Raw genomic sequence first — 23,390 nt, forward strand, 5'->3', positions numbered from 1 at the left:
TGGAATTGACGCCGTCGGGCCTAAATAATGAAGCTGAACAGGGTGACAGCAATGCAGATCAACAGCATGCCGCTGGCATTGACGAACAGGTTCCGGCCGAAATCCCGGGCGCGGATGTGCATCCCGATCGCCAGGACGAAGTACAGAATGAGCGCGGATCCGGTCAGCAGGCCCAGCCCCGGAATCCAGATACCCGCCGTGAGTCCCGCGGCAGCGGCGAACTTAATGACCGGCATCATCCACCACCACTTGCGGGGGAACTTCACGTCGTCGAAGCAGTCGCGAATGAATGCCACCGGGCCCAGGCACATTACTGCATCGACGACTTGGATCAGGGCGAGCACGACGACGGGCCACAGCGGGTCGGGGATGATCGGCATGTCTATTCCTTACGCATTATCGAAGCGGGCGAGTTGCCATGCGATCTGCTGGCGGAATGACGCCGTCGCTTCATCAAGAGTGGCCGCGCTGCTCACCCAGGCAACAAGCGCGTGGATGTAGAGCCCGAAGAGGGCCTCCGCCATCCGTGCGGCGTCATTTTCAGGCGCGAGGGGGTGCCGGTTCGAAATGTCCCTGGCAACCAGGGTGTTGAAGTCCCGCGCCTGGGAGCCGAGCGCCGGGTGCCCCCGGGCAGCGGGGGAAAGCAGGATCCGCCCGTAGGAGCGCGCCAGTTCCGGCACGCTGGCGTAAAAGTCGAAGTAAGGCTTGTAGTGGTGCCACACCGCGTCGACGGCGGTGGCGTCCTGGCGGGGAGAAGGCTCCATGTGCTCGGCGATTGCAGTTTCGAACAGTGCCAGGAGCAGCGTCTCCTTGCCGCCGAAATTCATCACCGTTCCGGTTGCTACATTCGCCTTCGTGGCAATTTGGCGAACCGTTGTCGACTCGTACCCCTGGTCTTGGAAAAGGCGCCACGTCGCCTCCCTGACGTCCCGGAGGCGTTTGTCCCGCTGTTCGGCCCGTACGCCCATGACCCTCCTTGAACGCGTTCAGTGAACATGTTCAACATAGTTCCTGGGACGGTGCAGGTCAATGGCCTGAAGGGGCTTCATTCAGTGAATAAGCCGAACGTCCGGTCGAGCTTTATGCGTCCGACCCGCAGGAACGGATCGGGCCGTTCACTCGCCGGCGACGGAACGGTTCAGCTCCTTGGAGATCGCCTGGGCGGCATCGGTGAGGGCCGGGACGGCGCGCGCGGCGAAGGACTCATCGACGCGGGCGACCGGACCGGAGGCGGAGATGGCGGTGGGGGTGGGTGCATCCGGCACGGCCATGGCGAAGCAGCGCACGCCCAGTTCCTGTTCCTGCTCGTCGATGGAGTAGCCGCGCTCGCGGATCTTCCCCAGTTCACTGATCAGGTCTTCGACGTCGCCAATGCTCTTATCGGTGTGGGTCGGCATGCCCACCCGGCCCACGATGCCACGGACGACGTCGTCGCTGAGCTGGGCGAGCATCGCCTTGCCGACGCCGGTGTCGTGGGTGTGCGCGCGCCGGCCCACTTCGGTGAACATCCGCATGGAGTGCTGTGAGGGAACCTGTGCGATGTAGACGACCATGTCGCCGTCGAGTACTGCCATGTTGGATGTTTCGCCGAGTTCATCCACCAGGTCGCGCAGCTGCGGCATCGCCAGTGCGCCAAGCTGCTTGTTGGCACCTTCGCCCAGTCGGATCAGCCGGGGGCCGAGGGCGTAGCGGCGGTTCGGAAGCTGTCGGGCATATCCCCGGGCGACGAGCGTGCGGAGCAGCCGGTGAATAGTCGGCAGCGGGAGGTCTGTGGAGGAGGACAGCTCACTGAGTGTGACTTCGCCGCCGGCGTCCGTGATTAGTTCCAATAGCTCGAAAACCCGCTCGACAGACTGGACGCCGCCGGAAACTCGTTCGGCCATGTGACTCTTCCCCTATGCTTTGTGACAACTTTAATCCGTGGTGCGGAAATCTACACCCTATCCTAGTTCCATGATCCGGAATGGAGAAGTGCTTTCCGGGTTGTATTTCCGTAAGTCAGATAATAATATCCATAATACGAAAAAGAAGCACAGCGGCTGACTGCAGTAGCTGCATTCAGTGAACGCTTATGAGGAGGATTTATGGCGAGCCCCAGCCCCGGACACTCAATCACCCTTCGCGTGAAGGCGCCGTCGAGCTTTACGGCGACCACGGAGCTGGCTGCCGCCGTTGGTGCGGCCGGTGCGGCGATTACGGCCCTCGACGTGGCCGAATCCCGCCACGACAGCATCATCGTCGACGTCACCTGCAACACGGTCAATGATGAGCACGGCGAGGAAGTGCGCGATGCCCTCGATGCACTCGATGGGATCAGCGTCGTCAAGGTCAGTGACCGCACCTTCCTGATGCATCTGGGCGGCAAGCTCGAGGTGATGCCCAAGGTCGCCCTGCGCAATCGCGACGAGCTCTCCCGCGCCTACACGCCCGGCGTCGCGCGCGTCTGCCGGGCCATCGCCGACCACCCCGAGGACGCCCGCCGGCTCACCGTCAAGCGCAATACCATCGCCGTCGTCACCGATGGCTCCGCTGTGCTGGGACTTGGCAATATTGGCCCCGCCGCCGCGCTGCCGGTGATGGAAGGCAAGGCCGCGCTGTTCAAGCAGTTCGCCAACGTGGACGCCTGGCCGGTCTGCCTCGACACCCAGGACACCGAGGAAATCATCAGTATCGTCAAGGCGCTGGCCCCGGTCTACGGCGGCGTGAACCTTGAAGACATCGCGGCGCCGCGCTGCTTCGAAATCGAGGACCGGCTGCGCGAAGAGCTGGATATTCCGGTCTTCCACGACGACCAGCACGGCACCGCGATCGTCACCCTGGCGGCGCTGGAGAATGCGTTGCGCGTGGTGGACAAGAAGATCGAGGATACGGCGATCGTCGTGTCCGGCGTCGGTGCGGCCGGACATGCCATCATCCAGCTGTTGAAGGCTCAGGGAGCCACGAACATCATTGCCTGCGGTCGCGAAGGCGCTATCCATAAGGGCCAGCAGCACTCTGATCCGCACCGCCAGTGGATTGGCGAACACACCAACCAGCAAGAGTTCAGCGGCTCGCTGCACGAAGCCATGGCCGGTGCTGATGTCTTCATCGGCGTCAGCGCTCCCGATGTGCTCGGCGAAGAGCAGATCAAGGCGATGGCCGACAACGCCATCGTCTTCGCCATGGCCAATCCGGACCCGGAAGTTGATCCGCTGGTGGCCGCCCAGCATGCCGCCGTCGTCGCCACCGGACGCAGCGACTTCCCCAACCAGATCAACAATGTGCTGGCCTTCCCCGGATTCTTCCGCGGGCTGCTTGATGCCAGCGCCACCGACATTACGACGCCGATGCTGACCGCCGCTGCGGACTCCATCGCCCGGCGGGTGGAGCCCGGTGAGCTCAACGCCAGCTACATCATTCCCAGCGTCTTCGACCCGCACGTAGCGGCCGACGTCGCCTCCGCAGTTGCGGAAGCCGCCGGCCAGTCCAAGGAGTAGTCCAGATGAGCATCGAACTTAAAACCGAGGCACCGGTCGAGCGGGCCGGAGAAATCCTCACCGACGAGGCGCTGGCGTTCATCGAAGCGTTGCACCAGAAGTTCCGCGGCACGCGGGACGAGCGGCTGGCGGCGCGCTCCGCCCGCCGCGAGGAAGTGGCCAAGACCGGCAAGCTGGACTTCCTGACCGAGACCCGCCACATTCGCGAAGGCGACTGGAAGGTCGCCGAAGCGCCGGCCGATTTGCAGGACCGCAAGGTGGAGATGACCGGCCCGGTGTCGCCGGCCAAGATGGCGATCAACGCCCTCAACTCCGGAGCCAAGGTGTGGCTGGCCGACCTGGAAGACGCCAGCACGCCGAACTGGCACAACGTCATCGATTCGCAGGTCAATCTGTATGACACCGCCCGGGGCACCCTGGGCTTCACCTCGCCGGAAGGCAAGGAGTACAAGCTCCGCGAGGACGTGCCGCTGACCGTCGTCGTCGCCCGGCCCCGCGGCTGGCACCTGCCGGAGGACAACATCCTGGTCGACGGCGAACCGGCCATCGGCGCGCTGGTGGACTTCGGGCTGCACTTCTTCCACAACGCGAAGTACCTGCTGGAGCATGGCAGCGGCCCGTACTACTACCTGCCGAAACTGGAAAGCCACCTTGAGGCGCGGCTATGGAACGATGTGTTCGTCTTCGCCCAGGACTACGTGTCAGTGCCGCAGGGATCGGTCCGGGCCACGGTGCTGATCGAGACGATTCCGGCCGCGTTCGAGATGGACGAAATCCTCTACGAACTGCGCGAGCACGCCTCCGGGCTGAACGCCGGGCGGTGGGACTACCTGTTCAGCATGATCAAGTACTTCCGCGACGCCGGGGACGAGTTCATCCTGCCGGACCGCGCCAGTGTGTCGATGACCGCGCCGTTCATGCGTGCCTACACCGAGCAGCTGGTGAAGACCTGCCACGACCGGGGCGCCTTCGCGATGGGCGGGATGGCCGCGTTCATTCCCAACCGGCGCGAGCCGGAGACCACCGAGCGGGCCTTCGCCAAGGTCCGCGACGACAAGACCCGCGAGGCCAACGACGGGTTCGACGGCTCCTGGGTGGCGCACCCGGACATGGTGCCGCTGTGCAAGGAGGTCTTCGACTCGGTGCTCGGCGATGCCCCGAACCAGGTGGCCCGCAAGCGCGACGACGTCACCGTCACCGCCGCCGACCTGCTCAATGTGGCGGCCACCGACGGCGAAGTCACCGAAGCGGGACTGCGGTCCAACCTCTACGTGGCCGTGAACTACGTCGCGGTCTGGCTCTCCGGCAACGGCGCGGTGGCCATCCACAACCTGATGGAGGACGCGGCCACGGCCGAAATCTCCCGCTCGCAGGTGTGGCAGCAGCTGCGCAACAACGTACAGCTGGCCGACAGCGGCAAGCGGGTCACCGAGGATCTGGTCCGGGCCATCCTGGCCGAGGAGACCGAGCGGCTGCGCGGCGAGTTCGGCGAAGACAATTACGTGAAGTACTTCGAACCGGCCAGCCGCCTGGTGGGCGACATCAGCCTGTCCGAAGGCTACACGGACTTCCTCACGCTGCCCGCCTACAAGCTGGTGGACTAGGCATGAGTGCAGCCGCAGATCCCGCCACCACCTCCGGCACTGCTTCTGCCACGGCATTCCGTCCGGAAGACTATGCCGCGCTCGATGAGGCGCTGGCGGAGACCGACGAGCTGTTGGCGCGTGCCTACCCCGGCGACGACGGTTCCCGCCAGCCCGTGCACACCGTGTACGTGCCGGCGGACAAATACGAACCGTCGCTGCCGGGTGCCTGGGGCACCGAGGCGCTGGCCGCCGTCGAACAGGCCGGGGGCATGGAGGCACTGTGCCGTAACCTCGGGTTCGACGACCGTCTGACCTCGCGGATCGCGTCCAAGGCGTCCGCGAAGCTGGGCGCCGAGCCGGTTGAGGATCTGCGGCTGGACTTTGAGGACGGCTACGGACACCGGCCCGACGACGAAGAGGACGCCGACGCCGTCCGCGCCGGCCGGCTGGTCGCCGAGGCGGTGCAGGCCGGCACCGCTCCACCCTTCGTCGGGATCCGGTTCAAGTGTTTCGAGGCGGATACCCGCCGTCGCGGGCTGCGCACGCTTGACCTGTTCGTCAGCACGCTGGCCGAGGCGGGCTCTTTGCCGGACGGGCTGGTGCTGACGCTGCCCAAGGTCAGCACCGCGGCGCAGGTCGAAGCCATGGTCGCTGCCTGCCGCCGGCTCGAATCCGCCCACGGGCTGGATGAGGGCCGGCTGCGGTTCGAGGTGCAGATGGAAACTCCGCAGCTGATCCTGGCCGCGGACGGCACGGTGCCGGTGGCCCAGTTGTTGCACCGCGGCGCCGGCCGGATCACCGCGCTGCACTACGGCACCTATGACTACAGCGATGCGCTGCAGATCGCGGCTCAATACCAGTCAATGGAGCATCCGGCCGCGGACTACGCCAAGGAGGTCATGCAGGTCGCCGTGGCCGGCACCGGGGTGCGGCTTTCCGACGGGTCCACCAACATCATTCCGGCCGGCTCCGACGAGCAGAAGCAGCAGGCCTGGCAGCTCCACGCCCGGTTGGTCCGCCGGCATCTGGAACGCGGCTACTACCAGGGCTGGGACATGCATCCGGCCCAGCTGCCCACGCGTTTCCTGGCCACCTATGCCTTCTACCGGCAGGGGTGGGAGGCGGCCGCACGCCGGCTGCACAACTATGTGCACCAGGTGGCTTCCGAGGTGATGGATGAACCGGCGACGGCGCGCGCGCTGGCCAGGTTCGCCCACCGGGGGCTGCTCTGCGGGGCGGTCTCGGCCGCCGAGCTGGATTCCGACGTCGGCATCAGTGAAGCCGAGTTGTTCGCGCTGGCCCATCCTAAAGCCGCGCACTAATCTGCGCCGGAGCCGGTAGTTTCGGGCGGCTGGCCGTCGGGCGCCAGTCCGCCAGGGGGCCGGCCTTCGGGCGCATCATTCGAGAGGAAACCCATGGCTGATACGCGTTACTACGCCCCGCACGGCGGCTTGCCGCCGCAGACCGATTTGTTGACCGACCGGGCAATGTTCACCGAGTCTTATGCGGTGATTCCGCGCGGGACGATGAGCGACATTGTCACCAGCAACTTGCCGCATTGGGATAAGACGCGGCTGTGGGTGCTGGCGCGGCCGCTGTCCGGCTTCGCCGAAACCTTCTCGCAGTACATCATGGAGGTCTCGCCCGGCGGTGGCAGCACCCGTCCCGAATCCAATCCCGAGGCCGAGGGCGTGCTGTTCCTGATGGAAGGCACCCTGGCGCTGACCCTGGGGGGTGAGCAGCACACGCTGGAGCCGGGTGGGTATGCCTTCATCCCGCCGTCGTCGCAGTGGACAGTGGCCAACGACGGCGACGAGCCGGCCCGGTTCCACTGGGTGCGCAAGGCGTATGAAGCCGTCGACGGGATCGATGCGCCCGCCGCGTTTGTCACCAACGAGAAGGATGTCGAACCCGTCGCCATGCCGGACACCGATGGCGCCTGGAAGACCACCCGGTTCGCCGACCCGGCAGACCTGTCGCACGACATGCACGTCAACATCGTCACCTTCGAACCCGGTGGCACCATCCCGTTCGCCGAAACCCACGTGATGGAGCATGGGCTCTACGTGCTGGAAGGCAAGGCTGTGTACCGGCTGAACCAGGACTGGGTGGAAGTGCAGGAAGGCGACTTCATGTGGCTGCGCGCCTTCTGCCCGCAGGCCTGCTACGCCGGCGGACCTTCGAAATTCCGCTACCTGCTGTACAAGGACGTGAACCGCCAGGTGAAGCTGGGCTGAGGTGGCTTGTCCGAGCCCCGCTGCCGCGAAAACGGTCCCGCGCCGCGAAAACGGTCCCGCGCCGCGAAAACGGTGGTGCCCACCGCCATTTTCGCGGCCGAGCCCCGCTGCCAGCAGATCCTGCCCGGCGGGCAGCGCCCGGCAGCCGCCGTCGTCGTTATTTGGGGCGGCGTAGTCACCGGGGCCCCAGCCTTCAGGGCGCCTGAGGCATCAAACGTCGTCCGGAGCAGTCATGCCACGCTGATGGCGTCCTCGATTGGTGTATCGCCGTTATTGAACGCGATGAAGCGACCGGCGGTTTCCGGCTTGTCCAGCACGAAGGCTGCAACGCGGGCAACATCCTCGCGGCTGATCTTATTGTCGGCAGGCTCCGGCGCGGCTTCGATCAGCCCGTTGCCGACGTCTTCAGTGAGCATGCCGGGGCCGAGAATGGTCCATTCCAGGTACGTGCCGCGCAAATAGTCGTCAGCCGCGGCCTTGGCTTCTGCGTAATCGAACAGCGCCTCACTTTCCGGAATGCCATGGTCGTTCCTGGAGCCGATGAAGGACACCATCACGTAGCGCCGCACGCCTGCGTTCTGCGCTGCGTCCATGGAGCGGATTGCGGCATCGCGGTCCACGGCGTACGTGGCGGCAGTGCCGCCGCTGGCGCCGGCACCGGCCGACCAGACCACCGCGTCGTGTCCTGCGATGAGCTCGGCGATTTCGTCGGTCGAGAGGTGTTCGACGTCGGCGACAACCGGCGTCGCACCCGTAGACTCCACGTCGCTGCGATGGTCTGGATTGCGGAACAACGAACTGACCTGGTGGCCGCCGTCGGACAGCATCCGGGCCAAATGCATGGCAACTTTTCCGTGCCCTCCGATAATGGCAATCGTTGACATAGTGACTCCTTCCGTCGTCGTCACTCTCACCGTAGACAGGTGGAGCGCGACGTCCGTGACACTTCCGCCAAGAGCTGAGTGGGACTGCGGCGAAAGCGGAGCATGGCATTTAGCGGGCGTCGCCAACATTTAGCGGGCGTCGCCGGCACTTTAGCTGTACTTAGCCGGGTCGCAGCCCTTGGCAGGGGCGTCGTCGTTATGCCGGCTGCTCTGCGCTGTTGGCAGCCGCGCCGCGGAAGGTGCGCCGGTAAGCTGCGGGGCTGGTGCCCAACGCCCGATTGAAATGGTGGCGCAGCAGCACGGCCTGGCCGAACCCGGCCTCACGGGCGACCTCGTCGATGCTCAGCTGTGTCTCCTCCAACAGCGTCTGGGCCCGGAGGATGCGCTGGGAGTTAACCCAGGCTGCCGGCGTCGTCCCTGTTTCCGCGCGGAAACGCCTGGCGAACGTGCGGTCGGACATGTGCACGCGGGCCGCAAGTTCATTGACCGAAAACTCCTGGTCCAGGTTGACCGCCAGCCAGACCAGCAGGTCTTCCATGGTGTCGCCGGCGCGCGCGGGGATTGGGCGGTCGATGTATTGGGCCTGCCCGCCGTCCCGATGCGGAGGAACCACCATGCCGCGGGCAATCGCGGTGGCAGCCTTGGCACCGAACTCCCGACGGATCAGGTGCAGGCAGGCGTCGATGCCGGCCGCCGAACCTGCGCTGGTGATGATGTTCCCGTCCTCGACGTAGAGCACGTTCTCGTCGACCCGGACCCCGGGGTAGGTCGCGGCGAACTCGGGCGAGTGCATCCAATGGGTGGTGGCGCAGCGTCCGTCGAGCAGGCCCGCTTCCGCCAGTGAGAACGCCCCGGTGCACACCGACACCAACCGGGCGCCGCGTGCTGCCGCGGCCTGCAGCTGGTCAATAACGACGGCGGGCAGCGGGGTGCGGTTATGAGGAGCCATGATGACCAGGTCGGCATCCGCTGCCGCGGTCATGTCCTGGTCCACCTGGACGGAGAAACCCATCTCTGTGGGCACCGGGCCCGGGGTGGCGGTGCAAATGCGGAAATCGAACTCCGGAAGGCCGACGTCGAGCCCGGAACGGTCCCAGCCGAACACCTCGCAGATGATGCCGAACTCGAAGGGGGAGAGACCGGGAAGGGCAACGACGGCCACGGATTTCAACATACAACCAGTATGGCAGAAAATTAGCGTAGAGGGTCATTTATGCCACTGTTTCTTCGCGGGCGATGGATCGATGATCGATACATGGAAGCCGCCGGAGCTCATCCGGGCCCGGCCGCTGCCAGGAATCCCGACCCATCGTTTCAACCGTCCAAGGAATTGCCATGTCACTGCTGCTGGTCATCATCGCGGCTGTCGCCGCACTCATCTACATCGGAAGAATGTTCACCCCTGTCGGGAAACGGAAGCCGATGGTCCGTTCGCCTCGGGAAATTGCCCGCGCCTTCTGGAAGGGGGTGGGTGTCGTCTTTGCCCCGAGTCCCGTGGATCAGGTGCTCGATTCGTTTGACCGGGACATGGTCTCCCGCCGGCCAGGCGCTGTAGGCGGGGAGGCGGTCGCGTCCAGCCGGACACTCCAGACCCGCCTGAATAATTTCTAGCGTGGCGACGATGCCCCCGCTGGGTGATCGGAACTCGCCGGTCAACTCGTGAATCGCGCTGGCCAGGGAGAACCGGCGTCGAACTGCGAACGCTCGACCCCATGGACTATGCCGTTCCCTAAGGGTTCGCCGGTTGCTACGGACGATTCCTTAGGTGAGGCCTGATTCTGGTTAGCGGAGCGGCGAACCCTCAGGGAGCAACCACTTCTGTGCACACGTCGGGGCGCCGTTTCGCCGGGTTCATGTCGAGGCCGTTGGGGTTATCCACATACAGAGGCGGTCCATTCCAATGACGGCGGGCTGCAGGGCAGACTTGAATGCATGTCGTCACATCAGCAGATCCCCGGCCGCAACAAGCTGTGGCTCACTTTCGAGCTGAAAGACCGGGGGCTGACCGAACTCCGAATCCGGGAGATGGTTTCATCCAGTCAGCTGATCCGGGTGCGGCGGGGCTGCTACGCGGATGGCCCATGGTGGAGGGGGCTGGTGGATGACGACGCGCGGGCGGTTCAAATTCTCCATGCACACTTGCGGGCGATGGAAACGGTCGGGGTATTGGACGGTGCATACAGTCATACATCAGCGGCGCGGGTGCATGGTGTGTATTTGTGGCGGCCGGATCCACTGATCCACATTTCCAGGCCTTCCTCTGGGTCTCCCACGAGTCATGCCGCGGATGTGCGGAGCTATAAGGCAATGGTCCCGCCGTCTGAGGTGACCTGGAATTCTGGTCTGCCCGTTACCTCCCTGGAGCGGACTGTCGTGGATTGTTCTCGGATCTTCGCCTATCAATCTGCGCTGATTGCTGCAGAGAGCTCGTTCTGGATGGGGGCAGATCGCGAACTCGTTGACTCCGTGCTCAGTAGGATGCGTGGATTCAAGGGAATCGCCAGGGCCCGGCAGGTGATGGCGAACGCCAGTTCGTTATCCGAATCGCCCGGTGAGACTCTGGCCCTTGATTCGATTCGCGCAATGCGGATTCCTGTTCCAGAGCAGCAGCTGCGGGTTGAAACCAGGAACGGACCGCACCGCCTGGACTTCGCATGGCGCGAGCACAAGGTGGCTCTGGAATTCGACGGCAGGAGCAAGTACTTCGATTACGCCCCCACCAATGAAGTGCTGTTCCAAGAGCGGCGTCGTGAGAAGGCTTTGATCGAGGAAGGGTGGACCATTATCCGAATCGAATGGGCCGACCTGTTCCGTGAGGTTGAACTGAGGGAGCGGATCATGAGGGCGCTGCTGAAGAATCGCATGGGTATGAGCGCCTGAGTATTTTGCTGCGGGGGACCTTCGGGGGCCTTCGGGAACGTCGGCGCGCTGCAGGGCACCAAAAGCCGCTCAAAAATCGTGGGATTGGTGCCCGCTGAATCGGGGTGGTTGGCGCTTCCACTGTGGACTATGCCGTTCCCTAAGGGTTCGCCGGTTGCTAGGGACGATTCCTTAGGGGAGGCCAAATTCTGGTCAGGGGAGCGGCGATTCTTTAGGGAGCAGCCAATTCTGTGCTCATGGCGGGCCGATCACGCCGGGTGCCGTGCGTGGACCGATGCTGGGCGGGTGCCGTGCGTGGACCGGTGCTGGGCGGGTGCCGTGCGTGGATCGATGCTGGGCGGGCGTCGTGCCTTGGTGAGGGTCAGGTGGCGAACAGGTCGCCCCGCGAGGGGTTGACGCATCCCGCCACTCGTCCTAGTATTTTCATAAAGCAAAAGACAAACTCCACAATATGGAACTAAACGCGAAGTCGAACAAGGAAGAGATCTCATGTCCTACACCGTGAATTGCTCCATCCTCCTCACCGAGCTGCCGTTGCTGGAGCGCCCGGCGGCCGCGAAGGCCGCCGGTTTTGACGCCGTCGAGTTCTGGTGGCCATTCCCCACTTCAACGCCCAGTGCGGAAGAGATCGCCGAATTCGAGAAGGCGATTACCGACGCCGGTGTGCAGCTGACGGGGTTGAACTTCAATGCCGGAGATATGCCCGGTGGCGAACGCGGCCTTGTCTCCTGGCCCGCCCGCAGCCAGGAATTCCGCGACAATCTCGAGGTCGTCGCAGGAATCGGCGAACGGCTCGGTTGCAAGGGGTTCAATGCGCTGTACGGGAACCGGGTCGAGGGATCCAGCCCAGAGGAACAGGACGCGCTCGCCGTCGACAACCTGGTGCTCGCCGCAGAGGCTGTCGCCCCTATCGGCGGCACCGTGCTGGTGGAACCGGTCAGCGGCGCCGACGCCTACCCGCTGAAGACGGCCGCCGAAGCCGTCGCCGTGATCGAGAAGGTCAAGGCCCGCGGAATCACCAACATCGCCCTGCTGGCAGACTTCTTCCATCTGGCGGTCAACGGCGACGACGTCGCAACGGTGATTCAGAACCACGCCGCCGAATTCGGCCACGTCCAGATCGCAGACTCTCCCGGACGCGGCGCTCCCGGCAGCGGTGACCTGCCGATCCACGAATGGATCGAAACCAGTCGCAGCCTCGGCTACACCGGACCGGTCGGCCTCGAGTATAAGGCTCCGCAGGAATCCGCATTCGATTGGGCCGCAACCGGAGCAGCCGCCAAATAGGGCGGGACGCTCCCGGCGACCACCGCGCAGCTACACCCCAGATCACCGCGCAACCCCGCAAACACAGCGCAGCCTCAGGCAGCCACCCACACTTCGAAAAGGACACATCATGGCAAACGTTGCATTTATTGGACTCGGCATCATGGGACTGCCAATGGCGGTCAACCTCGTCAAGGCAGGCCACCAGGTCACCGGCTACAACCGCAGCCCGGCGAAGGTGGACAAGTTCGTCGCCGACGGCGGCAAGGGGGCCAGCACCGTGGCAGAGGCAGTGAAGGAGGCCGACGTCGTCATCACCATGGTTCCTGACAGCCCGGATGTCGAGGCGGTAGTCACCGGCGACGACGGCATCTTCGCCAACGCGAAGCAGGGCGCGCAGTGGATCGACTTTTCCACCATCCGCCCCGACGTCGCCGGCCAGCTGGCCAAGGACGCGGCGCAGGCAGGGCTCAAGCCCCTTGACGCCCCGGTCTCCGGCGGCGAAGCAGGCGCCATCGACGGTGCGCTGTCCATTATGGTCGGCGGCGAGACGGCCGACTTCGAGGCCGCATCGGACGTGTTCGACGCCGTCGGCAAGACCGTCGTGCACGTCGGCCCGTCCGGCTCCGGCCAGACCGTCAAGGCCGCCAACCAGCTGATCGTCGCCGCCAACATCGAGGCTCTCAGCGAAGCTGTCGTCTTCCTTGAGGCCTACGGCGTCGACACCGAAGCGGCATTGAAGGTGCTCGGCGGAGGGCTTGCAGGCTCCAAGGTGCTGGACCAGAAGGGCCAGAAGATGCTGGACCGCTCGTTCGATCCCGGATTCCGCCTGCAGCTGCACCACAAGGACCTGAACATCGTCACCTCCGCCGCCCGCGAAGCCGGAGTGACCATCCCGCTGGGCGCCGTCGTCGCGCAGCTGGTCGGTTCCATGGTCAACCAGGGCGAGGGCAGCCTCGACCACTCCGGACTGTTCAAGCTGGTCGAACAGCTGTCCGGACGCGACGAGAACAGCCCCGACAAAGACTAATCCGGCGCCGTGCCGGCCACCACTTTCATAGGAGATTCCCATGCCAAAAATGCGTGCTGTTGACGCAGCTGTTGCCATCCTGGAAAAGGAAGGTGCCACCCAGGCCTTCGGGCTGCCCGGCGCCGCCATCAACCCCTTCTACTCGGCGATGCGTGCCCACGGAGGTATCGGTCACGTCCTCGCCCGGCATGTTGAGGGTGCCTCGCATATGGCCGAGGGATATACCCGCGCCGCGGCCGGCAATATCGGCGTGTGCATCGGAACCTCCGGGCCGGCCGGCACGGACATGATCACCGGCCTCTACTCGGCGTCGGCCGATTCCATTCCGATCCTGTGCATCACCGGCCAGGCACCGGTGGCCAAGCTGCACAAGGAAGACTTCCAGGCCGTGGACATTACCTCAATCGCCAAGCCGGTGACCAAGATGGCGATGACCGTGCTGGAGGCGGCCCAGGTCCCCGGCGCATTCCAAAAGGCGTTTTACGAAATGCGGACCGGCCGCCCCGGGCCGGTGCTGATCGACCTGCCGCTGGACGTGCAGCAGACCGAGATCGAATTCGATCCGGATTCCTATGAGCCGCTGCAGATCAACAAGCCCGGGGCCACGCGCAAGCAGCTGGACAAGGCCCTGGACATGCTGACCGAAGCCAAACACCCGTTGATTGTCGCCGGCGGCGGCATCATCAACGCCGACGCGTCCGCCGACCTGGTGGAGCTGGCCGAGCTGCTGAACATCCCGGTGGTCCCCACCTTAATGGGCTGGGGCACTATCCCGGACGACCACCGGCTGGCCGCCGGCATGGTCGGGCTGCAGACCTCGCACCGCTACGGCAACGCCACCATGCTGGAATCCGACGTCGTCATCGGCATCGGCAACCGCTGGGCGAACCGCCACACCGGTGCCCTGGATGTTTACACCAAGGACCGCAAGTTCATCCACATCGACATCGAACCGACCCAGATCGGCCGGGTCTTCGCGCCGGACTTCGGCATAGTGTCCGACGCCGGTGCGGCCCTGCGCGGGCTGGTCGAGGTGGCACGCGAGCGCCAGCAGGCCGGCAAGCTGCCGGACTGGAACTCCTGGGCCAACGAGTGTGCACAGCGGAAGTCCACCATGCTGCGCAAGACCAACTTCGACAACGTTCCGGTCAAGCCGCAGCGCGTGTATCAGGAAATGAACACCGCCTTCGGCCGCGATACCCGCTACGTGTCCACCATCGGACTGTCGCAGATCGCCGGAGCCCAGTTCCTGCACGTCTACAACCCGCGCAACTGGATCAACTGCGGCCAGGCCGGTCCCTTGGGCTGGACGGCCCCGGCGGCGTTGGGCGTGGCGCAGGCCGATCCGGAAGCCTCCGTGGTTGCCCTGTCCGGCGACTACGACTTCCAGTTCATGATCGAAGAGCTGGCGGTCGGGGCGCAGTTCCAGCTGCCGTACATCCACGTCGTCGTCAACAACTCCTACCTGGGACTGATCCGCCAGTCGCAGCGCGGCTTCGACATGGATTACCACGTCTCGCTCGACTTTGAGAACGTCAACACCCCGGAGCTGGAGGGCTACGGCGTCGACCACGTCAAGGTCGCCGAAGGACTGGGCTGCAAGGCGATTCGGGTCCGCGAAGCCGGCGACCTGCAGGCGGCATTCGAGAAGGCCCGCGGCCTGATGTCCGAGTACCAGGTGCCCGTCGTCGTCGAGGTCATCCTGGAGCGGATCACCAACGTCTCGATGTCCGGCGCGGGCATTGATGCGGTGACCGAATTCGAGGAACTGGCCGAATCGCCCTCCGACGCTCCGACGGCAATCTCCGCCCTGGTCTAGGAATCCTATGCGGGTTGTCATTGCACCGGACAAGTTCAAGGGATCGCTGACCGCACCGGACGTGGCAGACCACCTGGAGGCGGGTCTGCTCACGGCGCTGCCGGAGCTGGACGTGGTGAAGGCACCAATGGCCGACGGCGGCGAGGGAACCTTGGACGCTGCCGTCGGCGCCGGTTTCACCCTCCACTACACGGAGGTGGCCGGTCCGACAGGGGAGCCGATCCAGGCCGCGGTTGCGATCCGCGGCACCGAGGCCGTCGTCGAAATGGCAGCTGCCTCCGGGCTCGCTGTACTGCCCGGTGGGGCGCCGGCGCCGCTCGAAGCGACCAGTCTGGGCGCCGGCCAGCTGATCCGTTTCTGCCTCGACGCGGGATGCCGCCGGATCATCCTCGGCGTCGGCGGCAGCGCCGGAACCGACGGCGGCGCAGGACTGCTGACAGGCCTGGGCGCCCGGATGCTCGACGCCGACGGCGGTGAACTGCCCGGCGGGGGAGCCGCCCTGGCGGGACTGCACCGGATCGACCTGGCCGGCCTGAATCCCAGGATTGCCGAGGTGGAAATCATCCTGGCCTCCGACGTCGACATCCCGCTGCTTGGCGCAGCGGGCGCGGCGGCGGTCTTCGGCCCGCAAAAGGGGGCCACCGACGACGACGTTGCCGAACTGGACGCTGCGCTGGCCCGTTTCGCTCTGGTGCTGGCCCGGAACGCCGGCCCCGCCGCCGTCGGACACCTCAATGCTCCGGGTGCCGGGGCTGCCGGAGGAGTGGGCTACGCGGCCATGGCAGTGCTGGGTGCCGAGCGCCGGGCCGGGATCGACGTTGTGTTCGAGCTGGCCGGACTCGGTTCTCTTCTGGCGGATGCCACCTTGGCGATCACCGGTGAAGGCAGTCTTGATGAGCAGTCGCTGATGGGGAAGACGCCGCTGGGCGTGGCACAGGCCTCGGCCGCCGCGCAGGTACCGGTCGTCGCAGTGTGTGGCCGGAGTGGTTTGGAGAGCGACCAACTTGAGGCCGCCGGCTTTCGCCGCACCTACGCCTTGACCGAATTTGAACCGGATATCGAGCGGTGCAGCTCTGAGGCGGGTCCGTTGCTGGAGTGGGTGGGCAGGACCGTAGGCACAGCCCTGGCCGCCGGGCAACTGGCGCCGTTGTATCCTGACCGGCAACTGTCGTCGGCGGTCTCATCCGCACAGTCACACCCGGCCTCCTCCGATGGCAGACTTATAGTAAACACAGAAGGGCAGAGCGCATGAGTACCACCAATACAACAGCCTCCGGCGCGCCGGACGCGCCCGGAACTGCACAGGATTTCGACTTGGTGATCCGTGGCTCGAAGGTCATGATCGCCGAGGGGACGGGCCCCCTTGAAGTGGGAATTCGCGACGGGGTCATCACGTCTGTGGAACCCCTTGGCGCGGATTTACAGGGCGGCGAAGTGATTGAGCTCGCTCCCGACGAAACGCTGATCCCCGGACTGGTCGACTCCCACGTCCACGTGAATGAACCCGGCCGGACCGAGTGGGAGGGCTTCGCCTCCGCAACCCGTGCGGCCGCTGCAGGTGGCGTGACCACCATCATCGACATGCCGTTGAACAGCATCCCCCCGACAGTGAACACCGAAGCGCTCGCGGTGAAGCGTGACGCCGCGCGGGACCAGGCCTTCGTCGATATCGGATTCTGGGGCGGGGCTGTGCCCGGCAACACTGCGGACCTGCGCGAGCTGCACGACGACGGGGTTTTCGGCTTCAAGTGTTTCCTGCTGCACTCCGGCGTGGACGAGTTCCCGGCGCTGGAGGTGGACGAGATGGAAACGGACATGGCCGAACTGGCTCGCCTCGATTCGCTGATGATCGTGCACGCCGAGGATGCGCACACCGTCGAAACCGCGCCGCAGGATTTCAGTAACGAATACGCCTCGTTCCTGGCCTCCCGACCGCGGGATGCCGAAAACCTGGCGATCGCCGCAGTGATTGAGCGCGCCCGCCGCACAGGTGTCCGCGCGCACATCCTCCATTTGTCGTCGTCGGACGCGTTGCCCCTTATCGCCGAGGCCAAGCGCGACGGCGTCAAAATCACCGTGGAAACCTGCCCGCATTACCTGACGCTGACCGCCGAAGAGGTGCCGGTCGGTTCCACTGCGCACAAGTGCTGCCCGCCGATCCGAGAAGGCGACAACCGGGAACAACTGTGGCAGGGGCTGCAGGACGGAACCATCGACTGCATCGTCTCGGACCATTCGCCCTGCACCGTGGAGTTGAAGGATCTGGACACCGGCGACTTCGGAACTGCCTGGGGCGGGGTTTCCTCGTTGCAGCTGGGGTTGTCGCTGATCTGGTCCGGCGCCCGCGAACGGGGCATTCCGCTGGAGCAGGTGGTGGAGTGGATGTCGGCGCGGCCGGCCGCGCTGGCCCGGCTGTCCCGCAAGGGCGGCCTGGCGGTGGGCAAGGACGCGGACCTCGCGGTGGTGGCTGCGGACGACTCGTTCGTCGTCGATGTGAACAAGCTGCACCACAAGAACGCGATCAGCCCGTACGAGGGACGGTCGCTCAATGGCCTGGTGCGGCGCACATACCTGCGGGGGCAGGCGGTTGATGGCGCGGCGCCGACGGGAGAACTGATCCGCCGGGAATCGTAGGAGCCGGGCCCTGCCTTTGGGGATCCGCTATGGGGGCCACCGGGGGCCTTCCGGAACTTGCGAGCCCCGGGAACCTTCCGAACCGCGCTGAATCCGCGCGAACGGGCATTGTGCTTCCATCGAGGACTTCACATCCAGGGCGCGCTGGAAGCAGAATCCCGAAACGCAGCTAAATGAGTTCGGGCCCCTGGGGAACTGAAGAATGCTCCGCCTTGGGACTTAAGGCCACCGGCGCCGGTGGCAATTTGTCCCAAGGCGGAGCATTTTGTCGAGGTGGGTCCGCCTGTTTCGGGAGGTGGGTCCGCCTGTTTCGGGAGGTGGGTCCGCCTGTTCCGGGAGGGGGGTCCGCCCGTTCCGGCGGCGGATCCTGGATGTCCGGGGCCGGCGCCCCGGCCGGGCCTACTTCACGCCGAGGGCGGACTTAAGTTCCGCGACGTGGCCTTCGGCATTGACGTTGTACTGGGCGAACTCAACCTTGCCGTCTGAATTCAGCACCACCGTGGACCTGATGGTTCCGGTGAACGTTTGGCCGTTGAATTCCTTATCGCCGTAGGCGCCCCACGCCTTGGAGACGGCAAAATCCTCATCCGAGAGCAGGGGGAATGCCAGTCCATGGTTGCTGCTGAAGGATTCGAGTGAATCCGGGTCGTCGGGGGAGATGCCCAAAACGCTGTACCCGGCGCCCTGCAGCGAAGCGAGATTGTCGCGGAAGTCGCAGGCCTCGGTGGTGCATCCCGGTGTCTCGGCCTTGGGGTAGAAATAGACGACGACGCTGCGGCCACGGTATTCGTCCAGGTCCACCGGCACGCCGTGGGCATCCGGCAGGCTGAAGGATTCAGGGACGTCGCCCGGGGACAATTGCGTGCTCATAGTCAGCCTCTTTCCTTTGACATTTTCGTAGCTTGAAAAGTGAGTATTGCGTTATGGAAATTTTACGTGGTGATGACGGGCTCCTCAACCGACATTACAAGGCGCAGCGCCACCGGGCAGCATCATCCACGGCATACCCAGCGAAATAGGGAACGTCAACGTTTCCTAATTGGAGTAAACATAGGCTACCCTTACTAAAGTTTGTCCCGTATTCGAACCGAGGAGCTCCCGTTGCCGCGTTTCCGTTTGCAGGGTGTCGTTGCCACCGCTGCCGTAGCACTGTTGTCCCTGTCCGCTTGTTCCACAGGCCCGGCCGGCGGAACCACCGAAGGTGGCGCTGAAGATACCCAGAGCACATCGGCCAATCCTGACGCCTTCCCGGTGACCATCGAGCACAAGTTCGGGAAGACCACCATTAAGGAGCAGCCCGAACGTGTGGCCACGGTCTCGTGGGTGAACGCCGATGTCTCCCTTGCGCTCGGCGTCGTTCCCGTTGGGATGCCGCTGCAGGAATGGGGCGGTAACGAGAACAAGTCGACCCCATGGTTCGACGCCAGGCTGGCCGAAATGGGCGTCACCGAGACGGCTCAAGGTGAGGGTAGTGGTCCGAAAGCCGCCGGGATTGCCATGTATTCGGAGGCTGACGGAATCAATTTCGAAGGCGTTGCCAAGACCACTCCGGACGTCATTCTGGCCGCCTACTCCGGCTTGACCAAGGAAGACTACGAGAAGCTGTCCAAGATCGCCCCGGTGGTCGCCTATCCCAAGGTTGCCTTCGGTACGCCGTGGCAAAAGACGACGACGATGATCGGCAAGGCCCTCGGCAAGCCCGAGCAGGCGGAACAGCTGGTTGAGGACACCGAAAAGCTGGTCCAGACAGAGGCCGCGAAGTACCCGGCCATCGAAGGCAAGACATTCATCTACGGAAACCTGGAGCCGAATAGCGGCACCGGGATGAATATCTACACCTCCAAGGACAACCGGTCTCGGTTCCTCACCAGCCTGGGTATGGAGATGGCTCCGGTGGTCCGGAAGGCCGAGGAGAAGAGCGGCTTCTACCTGCAATGGTCCGCCGAGCGCGCCGATGAACTGAAGTCGGATATCTTTGTCACCTGGGTTCCGGGTGAGAAGACCAAGCAGGCGATCAAGGCGGACCCGCTGCTGGGCCAGATACCGGCGATCAAGAATGACGCCTTGGTGGCAGACTCGGACAATACGCTGACTCTCGCTATCTCTGCGGCTTCGCCGTTGAGCCTGCCGTGGGCGCTCGACGAGTTCCTGCCGCAGTTGGGCGAAGCGGCCAAGGCGGCCGAGAAAGCCAAGTAGGCCCAGCACCTGCTCAACCGCCCGGCGTCGTCTCCGGCGGATCGAATATCCACGGTTCGGTCGACAGGGCTTCCGGGCTGAAGGCCCCCAGCGCACGGTCCAGCGGCCCCGCCGGCAGGCCGGTCGATCGCAGCATCGCGTCCCGCACGTTGGCGGTGTCCCACCCGGCGAGCCGCAACGAATCAAGGGTCACGGCACCATCCCGCTTCGCCAGCCGGCGGTGATGGGTGTTCAACACCAGTGGCACGTGCGCATAATCGACCGAGGGCAGGCCCAGCAGCGATGCCAGATACGCCTGCCGCGGGGCCGAGGTGAGCAGGTCGTCGCCGCGGACCACCTGATCGACGGCCTGTGCCGCGTCGTCGACCACCACGGCGAGGTTGTAGGCCGGTACGCCGTCATTGCGGCGCAGCACAAAATCGTCGACGGCGCCAGTCACCGCTCCGTGCAGCTGATCCGTAATGCTGAACTCGGCAACCCCGGCACGCAGCCGCAACGCGGCCGGCCGGTCCCGCCGTCGTCGTTCCCGTTCACTGGCGGTGAGATTCCTGCAGGTGCCCGGATAGGCCCCGGCGGGAGCATGCGGTGCGCTGGGCGCCTCGGCGATTTCGGCGCGCGTGCAGAAGCACTCATAGACCAGGCCCGCGTCGGCGAGCCGGACAATGGCATCCTGATAGAGACCCCGCCGCGCTGTTTGCAGCACTGGATTACCATCCCATTCCAGCCCGACGGCGGCCAGATCGGCCAGCTGCCGCTCGGCGAATCCTGTCCGGGAGCGGTCGAGATCTTCCACGCGGACCAGGAACGTCCGGCCGGTACTGCGGGCGAACAACCAGGCCAGGATGGCTGTGCGCAGATTGCCCACATGCAAGTCTCCCGACGGGCTGGGGGCGAAACGTCCCGCGGCTGATAATGGAGGCACCTGACTCAGGGTAGTGCAGAGCGCCGCACCCTTGCGCCAGTCACCCGCTTCGGCGAAGACTGGGAAGACCGCAGTTGTGGAGGAGGAATTGTGGCGGATAGGAAGCGGATCGGTCCGAAGGACTTGGAGATCGATTTGTCAGAGGGAGAGCCGCAGCAGCTTTATCGGTGGTTTCTGGTATGTCTCCTCTTCGGCCGCCCGATCCAGCAGGAGATCGCGGCGGAAGCCTATCGGCACCTGATCGATGAAGGGTTCAACTCACCGGAAAAGTTTGATGATATTGAGCGTGAGCCGCTGCGGAAGTTGCTTGACGAGGCCAGGTACGCCCGGTATGACTATGCGGCGGCCGATCAATTGCACGAGGTTATGGCCCGCGTGGTTGACGACTACAGCTCCGTGGACCAGATGGTTAAGGGCGCGGACTCCTCGGATGAGTTGCGGAAACGGCTGATGGCACTCAAGGGTGTCGGTGAGAAGACCGCTGGCATTTATGTGGACGCGTTGCCGGAACGATGCATCGGAACCCTCTGACAGGAGAGACGATGCCGGAATGAAGTGCCGTGGATAAGGAGATTTGTAATGGACGCCATTGACGTCTTGCTGGAGGCATACGGGCGGATCCCCGGGCTGGTCCATGGTGCGGCCAAGGGGCTGGAGCGGGCGGACCTTCACGTCCGCCCGGACGGTTCGGGCAATTCGATCGCCTGGCTGATCTGGCATTTGACCCGGGTCCAGGACGACCACATTGCCGATGCCGCCGGCACGGAACAGCTGTGGACCGCGGAGGGTTGGATGGGCCGTTTCGACCTGCCGCTGGAGCCGGGCGATACCGGGCACGGGCACAGCAGCAGCCAAGTATCGTCGGTGACCGTCGACTCACCGGAAGTGCTGCTGGAGTACTACAACGCGGTGCACCGGACAACTGTCAATTACGTGCAGCAATTGAGCGCCGAAAATCTCGACGAGGTGATCGACGCCTCGTGGGATCCGCCGACGACGCTCGGAGTCCGGCTGGTATCGGTGATGCAGGACTGCGTGCAGCACGCCGCGCAGGCCGCATACGTCCGCGGATTGCTGAGCTAGCTTCGGCCTGCTTCGGACCTGCCCGCGGTGCCGTAGGCCTGGATACTTGCCGAGGTCTGGGCCAAGGCCAGCATCCGCACCAGCAGCGTGCTGTATTGATGCACGCCGACCGCCACAGTGAGGACGGCCTGGTCGCGGTTGCCGGTGTCAGTGATGGTGGATATATCCTGCCGGGCGACGGCGTCGACGGCCTCGGCATAACTTTCGAGCAGATCCGGACGGATTTCGAGGCCGAGCGATTCCATCTGGCTCAGCTGGGCATTGAGTCCCTGCCGGGCGTCCGTGTGGACATCGGGCCAGCTCCGGGATTGGACGACGGCGGCGGTCAACGGATGCTCTTTGGTCTCCGCGAAGTCGTATCCGAGCACCAGCGACTGGGTCTTGCCCAGCAGTTCAGCGAAGTCCAGTTGGGGATCGTGGATCAGCTGTATCAGCGTACGGACCTTGCCGATGCTCAGCCCCACCACGTCGCGCAGCGAGTGGATCAAGCGCAGCCGGAGCAGATGCTCGTCGCCGTATTCGGCGAGCGTCGCATGCCGGGAGCGGCCCGGTTGCAGGAGTCCTTCCCGCAGGTAGTACTTGATGCTGGCTGCGCTGATGCCTGCTTGCCTGCTGAGCTCTTTCAGTTGCACTGAGTCTCCGATACGTCCACTGGGCTTGTGTTGCCGCGGTTGTCGTGAATCCACCCGTCGGATAGCGGGCCGGGGATCCACTATCTTGCTTTACTCCGTTGGATAGTGATTCTATCCTATTGGTTATGGACCCTTGGACGCCACTCATTGCCGTACATGTCATAGCCGCCAGCTACGTGCTGGTCCTTGGCCCGGTCAACATCTTCCGGCGAAGGCGGGACCGCATCCACAAGATCATTGGCTTCACTTGGGTGACGGCCATTGTCACTACCTGTGTGCTGAGTTTTTGGATCAGGGATGAGGGTCACTTCACCTGGCTGCACGGGCTGTCCCTGTTTACGTTGACCACTGTGTCACTGGGGGTATTCAGCGCCGTCAGGGGCAACATTCCGGCCCACCGCGGCAATATGATCGGCAGTTACACGGGAACGTTGATTGCGTTCGGGTTCGCCGCTGCGATTCCCGGGCGGCGGATTCCGGAGCTGATCTCAACCGAACCCGCAACGGTGGTGTTCATCGCAGCGTTGATCCTGGTCACAGCTATGGCGTTCGTCTTCACCCTGCGCCGTACCGTGCCGGCCGCCCGGGCGGCGCCGCGTCCCCGGGTGCATGGGGCATAGCCCTGTTTCGCCGCCTGGCCACTGCGACAGGCTCAGGCGTGGCCCCAGGCTAATCTAAGACTGCTTAGTATATGCTGGGTTGCAGGCGCCCGCCCCGTCGCGGCGCGGGCGGCTGCACTGCTACT

Annotated in this window: 23 protein-coding genes; 15 read left to right on the forward strand and 8 right to left on the reverse strand. The window is 64.6% G+C overall.

Features of this window, described 5'->3' with window-relative positions; translation table 11 throughout:
• Positions 1-20: 20 nt before the first annotated feature.
• The 3 genes from H535_RS0110125 to H535_RS0110135 form a co-directional block, all read right to left on the reverse strand.
• Positions 21-380, reverse strand: coding sequence for a DoxX family protein (locus H535_RS0110125; RefSeq protein ID WP_026819458.1), 360 nt, complete (start codon positions 378-380; stop codon positions 21-23).
• 9 nt (positions 381-389) lie between these two features.
• On the reverse strand, positions 390-968 hold the full coding sequence (locus tag H535_RS24675) for a TetR/AcrR family transcriptional regulator (protein ID WP_051298987.1): 579 nt from the start codon (positions 966-968) through the stop codon (positions 390-392).
• A 147-nt stretch (positions 969-1,115) separates the two neighbouring features.
• On the reverse strand, positions 1,116-1,883 hold the full coding sequence (locus H535_RS0110135; RefSeq protein WP_026819459.1) for an IclR family transcriptional regulator: 768 nt from the start codon (positions 1,881-1,883) through the stop codon (positions 1,116-1,118).
• A gap of 201 nt (positions 1,884-2,084) precedes the next feature.
• Between H535_RS0110135 and H535_RS0110140 the strand changes: the two genes are divergently transcribed.
• The 4 genes from H535_RS0110140 to H535_RS0110155 all read left to right on the forward strand — a co-directional run bounded on the left by H535_RS0110140 (position 2,085) and on the right by H535_RS0110155 (position 7,299).
• A complete protein-coding gene (locus H535_RS0110140) occupies positions 2,085-3,476 on the forward strand; it encodes an NAD-dependent malic enzyme (protein WP_026819460.1) in 1,392 nt (463 codons plus the stop codon).
• Positions 3,477-3,481: 5 nt separating this feature from the next.
• The gene (aceB, locus tag H535_RS0110145; protein ID WP_026819461.1) at positions 3,482-5,080 is read left to right on the forward strand and encodes a malate synthase A; all 1,599 of its coding nucleotides are present in this window, start codon (positions 3,482-3,484) and stop codon (positions 5,078-5,080) included.
• A 2-nt stretch (positions 5,081-5,082) separates the two neighbouring features.
• Positions 5,083-6,384, forward strand: coding sequence for a DUF6986 family protein (locus tag H535_RS0110150; RefSeq protein ID WP_026819462.1), 1,302 nt, complete (start codon positions 5,083-5,085; stop codon positions 6,382-6,384).
• Between the two features lie 93 nt (positions 6,385-6,477).
• The gene (locus H535_RS0110155; protein WP_026819463.1) at positions 6,478-7,299 is read left to right on the forward strand and encodes a bifunctional allantoicase/(S)-ureidoglycine aminohydrolase; all 822 of its coding nucleotides are present in this window, start codon (positions 6,478-6,480) and stop codon (positions 7,297-7,299) included.
• Between the two features lie 230 nt (positions 7,300-7,529).
• On the opposite strand, the gene H535_RS0110160 is transcribed toward H535_RS0110155, so the two are convergent.
• Both H535_RS0110160 and H535_RS0110165 read right to left on the reverse strand, forming a co-directional pair.
• Positions 7,530-8,183, reverse strand: coding sequence for an SDR family oxidoreductase (locus tag H535_RS0110160; RefSeq protein ID WP_026819464.1), 654 nt, complete (start codon positions 8,181-8,183; stop codon positions 7,530-7,532).
• A 196-nt stretch (positions 8,184-8,379) separates the two neighbouring features.
• Positions 8,380-9,357 carry a GlxA family transcriptional regulator gene (locus H535_RS0110165; protein WP_026819465.1) on the reverse strand — a complete coding sequence of 326 codons (978 nt, stop codon included), beginning with the start codon at positions 9,355-9,357 and terminating at the stop codon, positions 8,380-8,382.
• Between the two features lie 161 nt (positions 9,358-9,518).
• On the opposite strand from H535_RS0110165, the gene H535_RS0110170 reads away from it, so the two are divergent.
• The 7 genes from H535_RS0110170 to allB all read left to right on the forward strand — a co-directional run bounded on the left by H535_RS0110170 (position 9,519) and on the right by allB (position 17,812).
• Positions 9,519-9,794, forward strand: a complete 276-nt coding sequence (locus H535_RS0110170; protein WP_026819466.1) for a hypothetical protein — start codon at positions 9,519-9,521, stop codon at positions 9,792-9,794.
• Positions 9,795-10,115: 321 nt separating this feature from the next.
• The gene (locus H535_RS0110175) at positions 10,116-11,063 is read left to right on the forward strand and encodes a hypothetical protein (RefSeq protein ID WP_026819467.1); all 948 of its coding nucleotides are present in this window, start codon (positions 10,116-10,118) and stop codon (positions 11,061-11,063) included.
• 489 nt (positions 11,064-11,552) lie between these two features.
• Positions 11,553-12,350 (forward strand): hydroxypyruvate isomerase family protein, encoded by a 798-nt coding sequence (locus tag H535_RS0110180; RefSeq protein ID WP_026819468.1) that lies wholly within the window; start codon positions 11,553-11,555, stop codon positions 12,348-12,350.
• A 109-nt stretch (positions 12,351-12,459) separates the two neighbouring features.
• Entirely contained in the window at positions 12,460-13,359 is a 900-nt protein-coding gene (locus H535_RS0110185) for a 2-hydroxy-3-oxopropionate reductase (RefSeq protein WP_026819469.1), read from the forward strand.
• A 40-nt stretch (positions 13,360-13,399) separates the two neighbouring features.
• Positions 13,400-15,178, forward strand: coding sequence for a glyoxylate carboligase (gcl, locus tag H535_RS0110190; protein ID WP_026819470.1), 1,779 nt, complete (start codon positions 13,400-13,402; stop codon positions 15,176-15,178).
• Positions 15,179-15,185: 7 nt separating this feature from the next.
• Complete coding sequence (locus tag H535_RS24680; protein WP_051298990.1) at positions 15,186-16,430, forward strand: glycerate kinase; 1,245 nt, start codon at positions 15,186-15,188, stop codon at positions 16,428-16,430.
• Entirely contained in the window at positions 16,427-17,812 is a 1,386-nt protein-coding gene (allB, locus tag H535_RS0110200; protein ID WP_051298991.1) for an allantoinase AllB, read from the forward strand. Before H535_RS24680 ends, allB begins: the two co-directional genes overlap by 4 nt.
• 399 nt (positions 17,813-18,211) lie before the next feature.
• Here the strand turns inward: allB and H535_RS0110205 are convergent, their stop codons facing one another.
• A complete protein-coding gene (locus H535_RS0110205; protein ID WP_211236572.1) occupies positions 18,212-18,682 on the reverse strand; it encodes a peroxiredoxin in 471 nt (156 codons plus the stop codon).
• Between the two features lie 231 nt (positions 18,683-18,913).
• On the opposite strand from H535_RS0110205, the gene H535_RS0110210 reads away from it, so the two are divergent.
• Positions 18,914-20,008 carry an iron-siderophore ABC transporter substrate-binding protein gene (locus H535_RS0110210; RefSeq protein ID WP_026819473.1) on the forward strand — a complete coding sequence of 365 codons (1,095 nt, stop codon included), beginning with the start codon at positions 18,914-18,916 and terminating at the stop codon, positions 20,006-20,008.
• Between the two features lie 13 nt (positions 20,009-20,021).
• On the opposite strand, the gene gluQRS is transcribed toward H535_RS0110210, so the two are convergent.
• Entirely contained in the window at positions 20,022-20,930 is a 909-nt protein-coding gene (gluQRS, locus tag H535_RS0110215; RefSeq protein WP_026819474.1) for a tRNA glutamyl-Q(34) synthetase GluQRS, read from the reverse strand.
• A gap of 90 nt (positions 20,931-21,020) precedes the next feature.
• Between gluQRS and H535_RS0110220 the strand changes: the two genes are divergently transcribed.
• Positions 21,021-21,461 (forward strand): HhH-GDP family DNA glycosylase, encoded by a 441-nt coding sequence (locus tag H535_RS0110220; protein ID WP_026819475.1) that lies wholly within the window; start codon positions 21,021-21,023, stop codon positions 21,459-21,461.
• A gap of 48 nt (positions 21,462-21,509) precedes the next feature.
• Entirely contained in the window at positions 21,510-22,013 is a 504-nt protein-coding gene (locus tag H535_RS0110225; RefSeq protein WP_026819476.1) for a mycothiol transferase, read from the forward strand.
• On the opposite strand, the gene H535_RS24685 is transcribed toward H535_RS0110225, so the two are convergent.
• Positions 22,010-22,645 (reverse strand): MerR family transcriptional regulator, encoded by a 636-nt coding sequence (locus H535_RS24685; RefSeq protein ID WP_051298993.1) that lies wholly within the window; start codon positions 22,643-22,645, stop codon positions 22,010-22,012. The genes H535_RS0110225 and H535_RS24685 overlap by 4 nt on opposite strands.
• Before the next feature lie 125 nt (positions 22,646-22,770).
• On the opposite strand from H535_RS24685, the gene H535_RS24690 reads away from it, so the two are divergent.
• Positions 22,771-23,265, forward strand: a complete 495-nt coding sequence (locus H535_RS24690; RefSeq protein WP_035769124.1) for a DUF2306 domain-containing protein — start codon at positions 22,771-22,773, stop codon at positions 23,263-23,265.
• Positions 23,266-23,390: the final 125 nt, after the last annotated feature.

Origin of the sequence: Arthrobacter castelli DSM 16402 (genome assembly GCF_000430705.1) — a bacterium.
GTDB lineage: Bacteria > Actinomycetota > Actinomycetes > Actinomycetales > Micrococcaceae > Arthrobacter_C > Arthrobacter_C castelli.

Excerpts from the sequence above, each read along its gene's own strand:
- H535_RS0110125 (WP_026819458.1), bottom strand. The coding sequence starts at position 380 with ATGCCGATCATCCCCGACCCGCTGTGGCCCGTCGTCGTGCTCGCCCTG.
- H535_RS24675 (WP_051298987.1), bottom strand. The coding sequence starts at position 968 with ATGGGCGTACGGGCCGAACAGCGGGACAAACGCCTCCGGGACGTCAGG.
- H535_RS0110135 (WP_026819459.1), bottom strand. The coding sequence starts at position 1,883 with ATGGCCGAACGAGTTTCCGGCGGCGTCCAGTCTGTCGAGCGGGTTTTC.
- H535_RS0110140 (WP_026819460.1), top strand. The coding sequence starts at position 2,085 with ATGGCGAGCCCCAGCCCCGGACACTCAATCACCCTTCGCGTGAAGGCG.
- aceB (WP_026819461.1), top strand. The coding sequence starts at position 3,482 with ATGAGCATCGAACTTAAAACCGAGGCACCGGTCGAGCGGGCCGGAGAA.
- H535_RS0110150 (WP_026819462.1), top strand. The coding sequence starts at position 5,083 with ATGAGTGCAGCCGCAGATCCCGCCACCACCTCCGGCACTGCTTCTGCC.
- H535_RS0110155 (WP_026819463.1), top strand. The coding sequence starts at position 6,478 with ATGGCTGATACGCGTTACTACGCCCCGCACGGCGGCTTGCCGCCGCAG.
- H535_RS0110160 (WP_026819464.1), bottom strand. The coding sequence starts at position 8,183 with ATGTCAACGATTGCCATTATCGGAGGGCACGGAAAAGTTGCCATGCAT.
- H535_RS0110165 (WP_026819465.1), bottom strand. The coding sequence starts at position 9,357 with ATGTTGAAATCCGTGGCCGTCGTTGCCCTTCCCGGTCTCTCCCCCTTC.
- H535_RS0110170 (WP_026819466.1), top strand. The coding sequence starts at position 9,519 with ATGTCACTGCTGCTGGTCATCATCGCGGCTGTCGCCGCACTCATCTAC.
- H535_RS0110175 (WP_026819467.1), top strand. The coding sequence starts at position 10,116 with ATGTCGTCACATCAGCAGATCCCCGGCCGCAACAAGCTGTGGCTCACT.
- H535_RS0110180 (WP_026819468.1), top strand. The coding sequence starts at position 11,553 with ATGTCCTACACCGTGAATTGCTCCATCCTCCTCACCGAGCTGCCGTTG.
- H535_RS0110185 (WP_026819469.1), top strand. The coding sequence starts at position 12,460 with ATGGCAAACGTTGCATTTATTGGACTCGGCATCATGGGACTGCCAATG.
- gcl (WP_026819470.1), top strand. The coding sequence starts at position 13,400 with ATGCCAAAAATGCGTGCTGTTGACGCAGCTGTTGCCATCCTGGAAAAG.
- H535_RS24680 (WP_051298990.1), top strand. The coding sequence starts at position 15,186 with ATGCGGGTTGTCATTGCACCGGACAAGTTCAAGGGATCGCTGACCGCA.
- allB (WP_051298991.1), top strand. The coding sequence starts at position 16,427 with ATGAGTACCACCAATACAACAGCCTCCGGCGCGCCGGACGCGCCCGGA.
- H535_RS0110205 (WP_211236572.1), bottom strand. The coding sequence starts at position 18,682 with ATGAGCACGCAATTGTCCCCGGGCGACGTCCCTGAATCCTTCAGCCTG.
- H535_RS0110225 (WP_026819476.1), top strand. The coding sequence starts at position 21,510 with ATGGACGCCATTGACGTCTTGCTGGAGGCATACGGGCGGATCCCCGGG.
- H535_RS24690 (WP_035769124.1), top strand. The coding sequence starts at position 22,771 with ATGGACCCTTGGACGCCACTCATTGCCGTACATGTCATAGCCGCCAGC.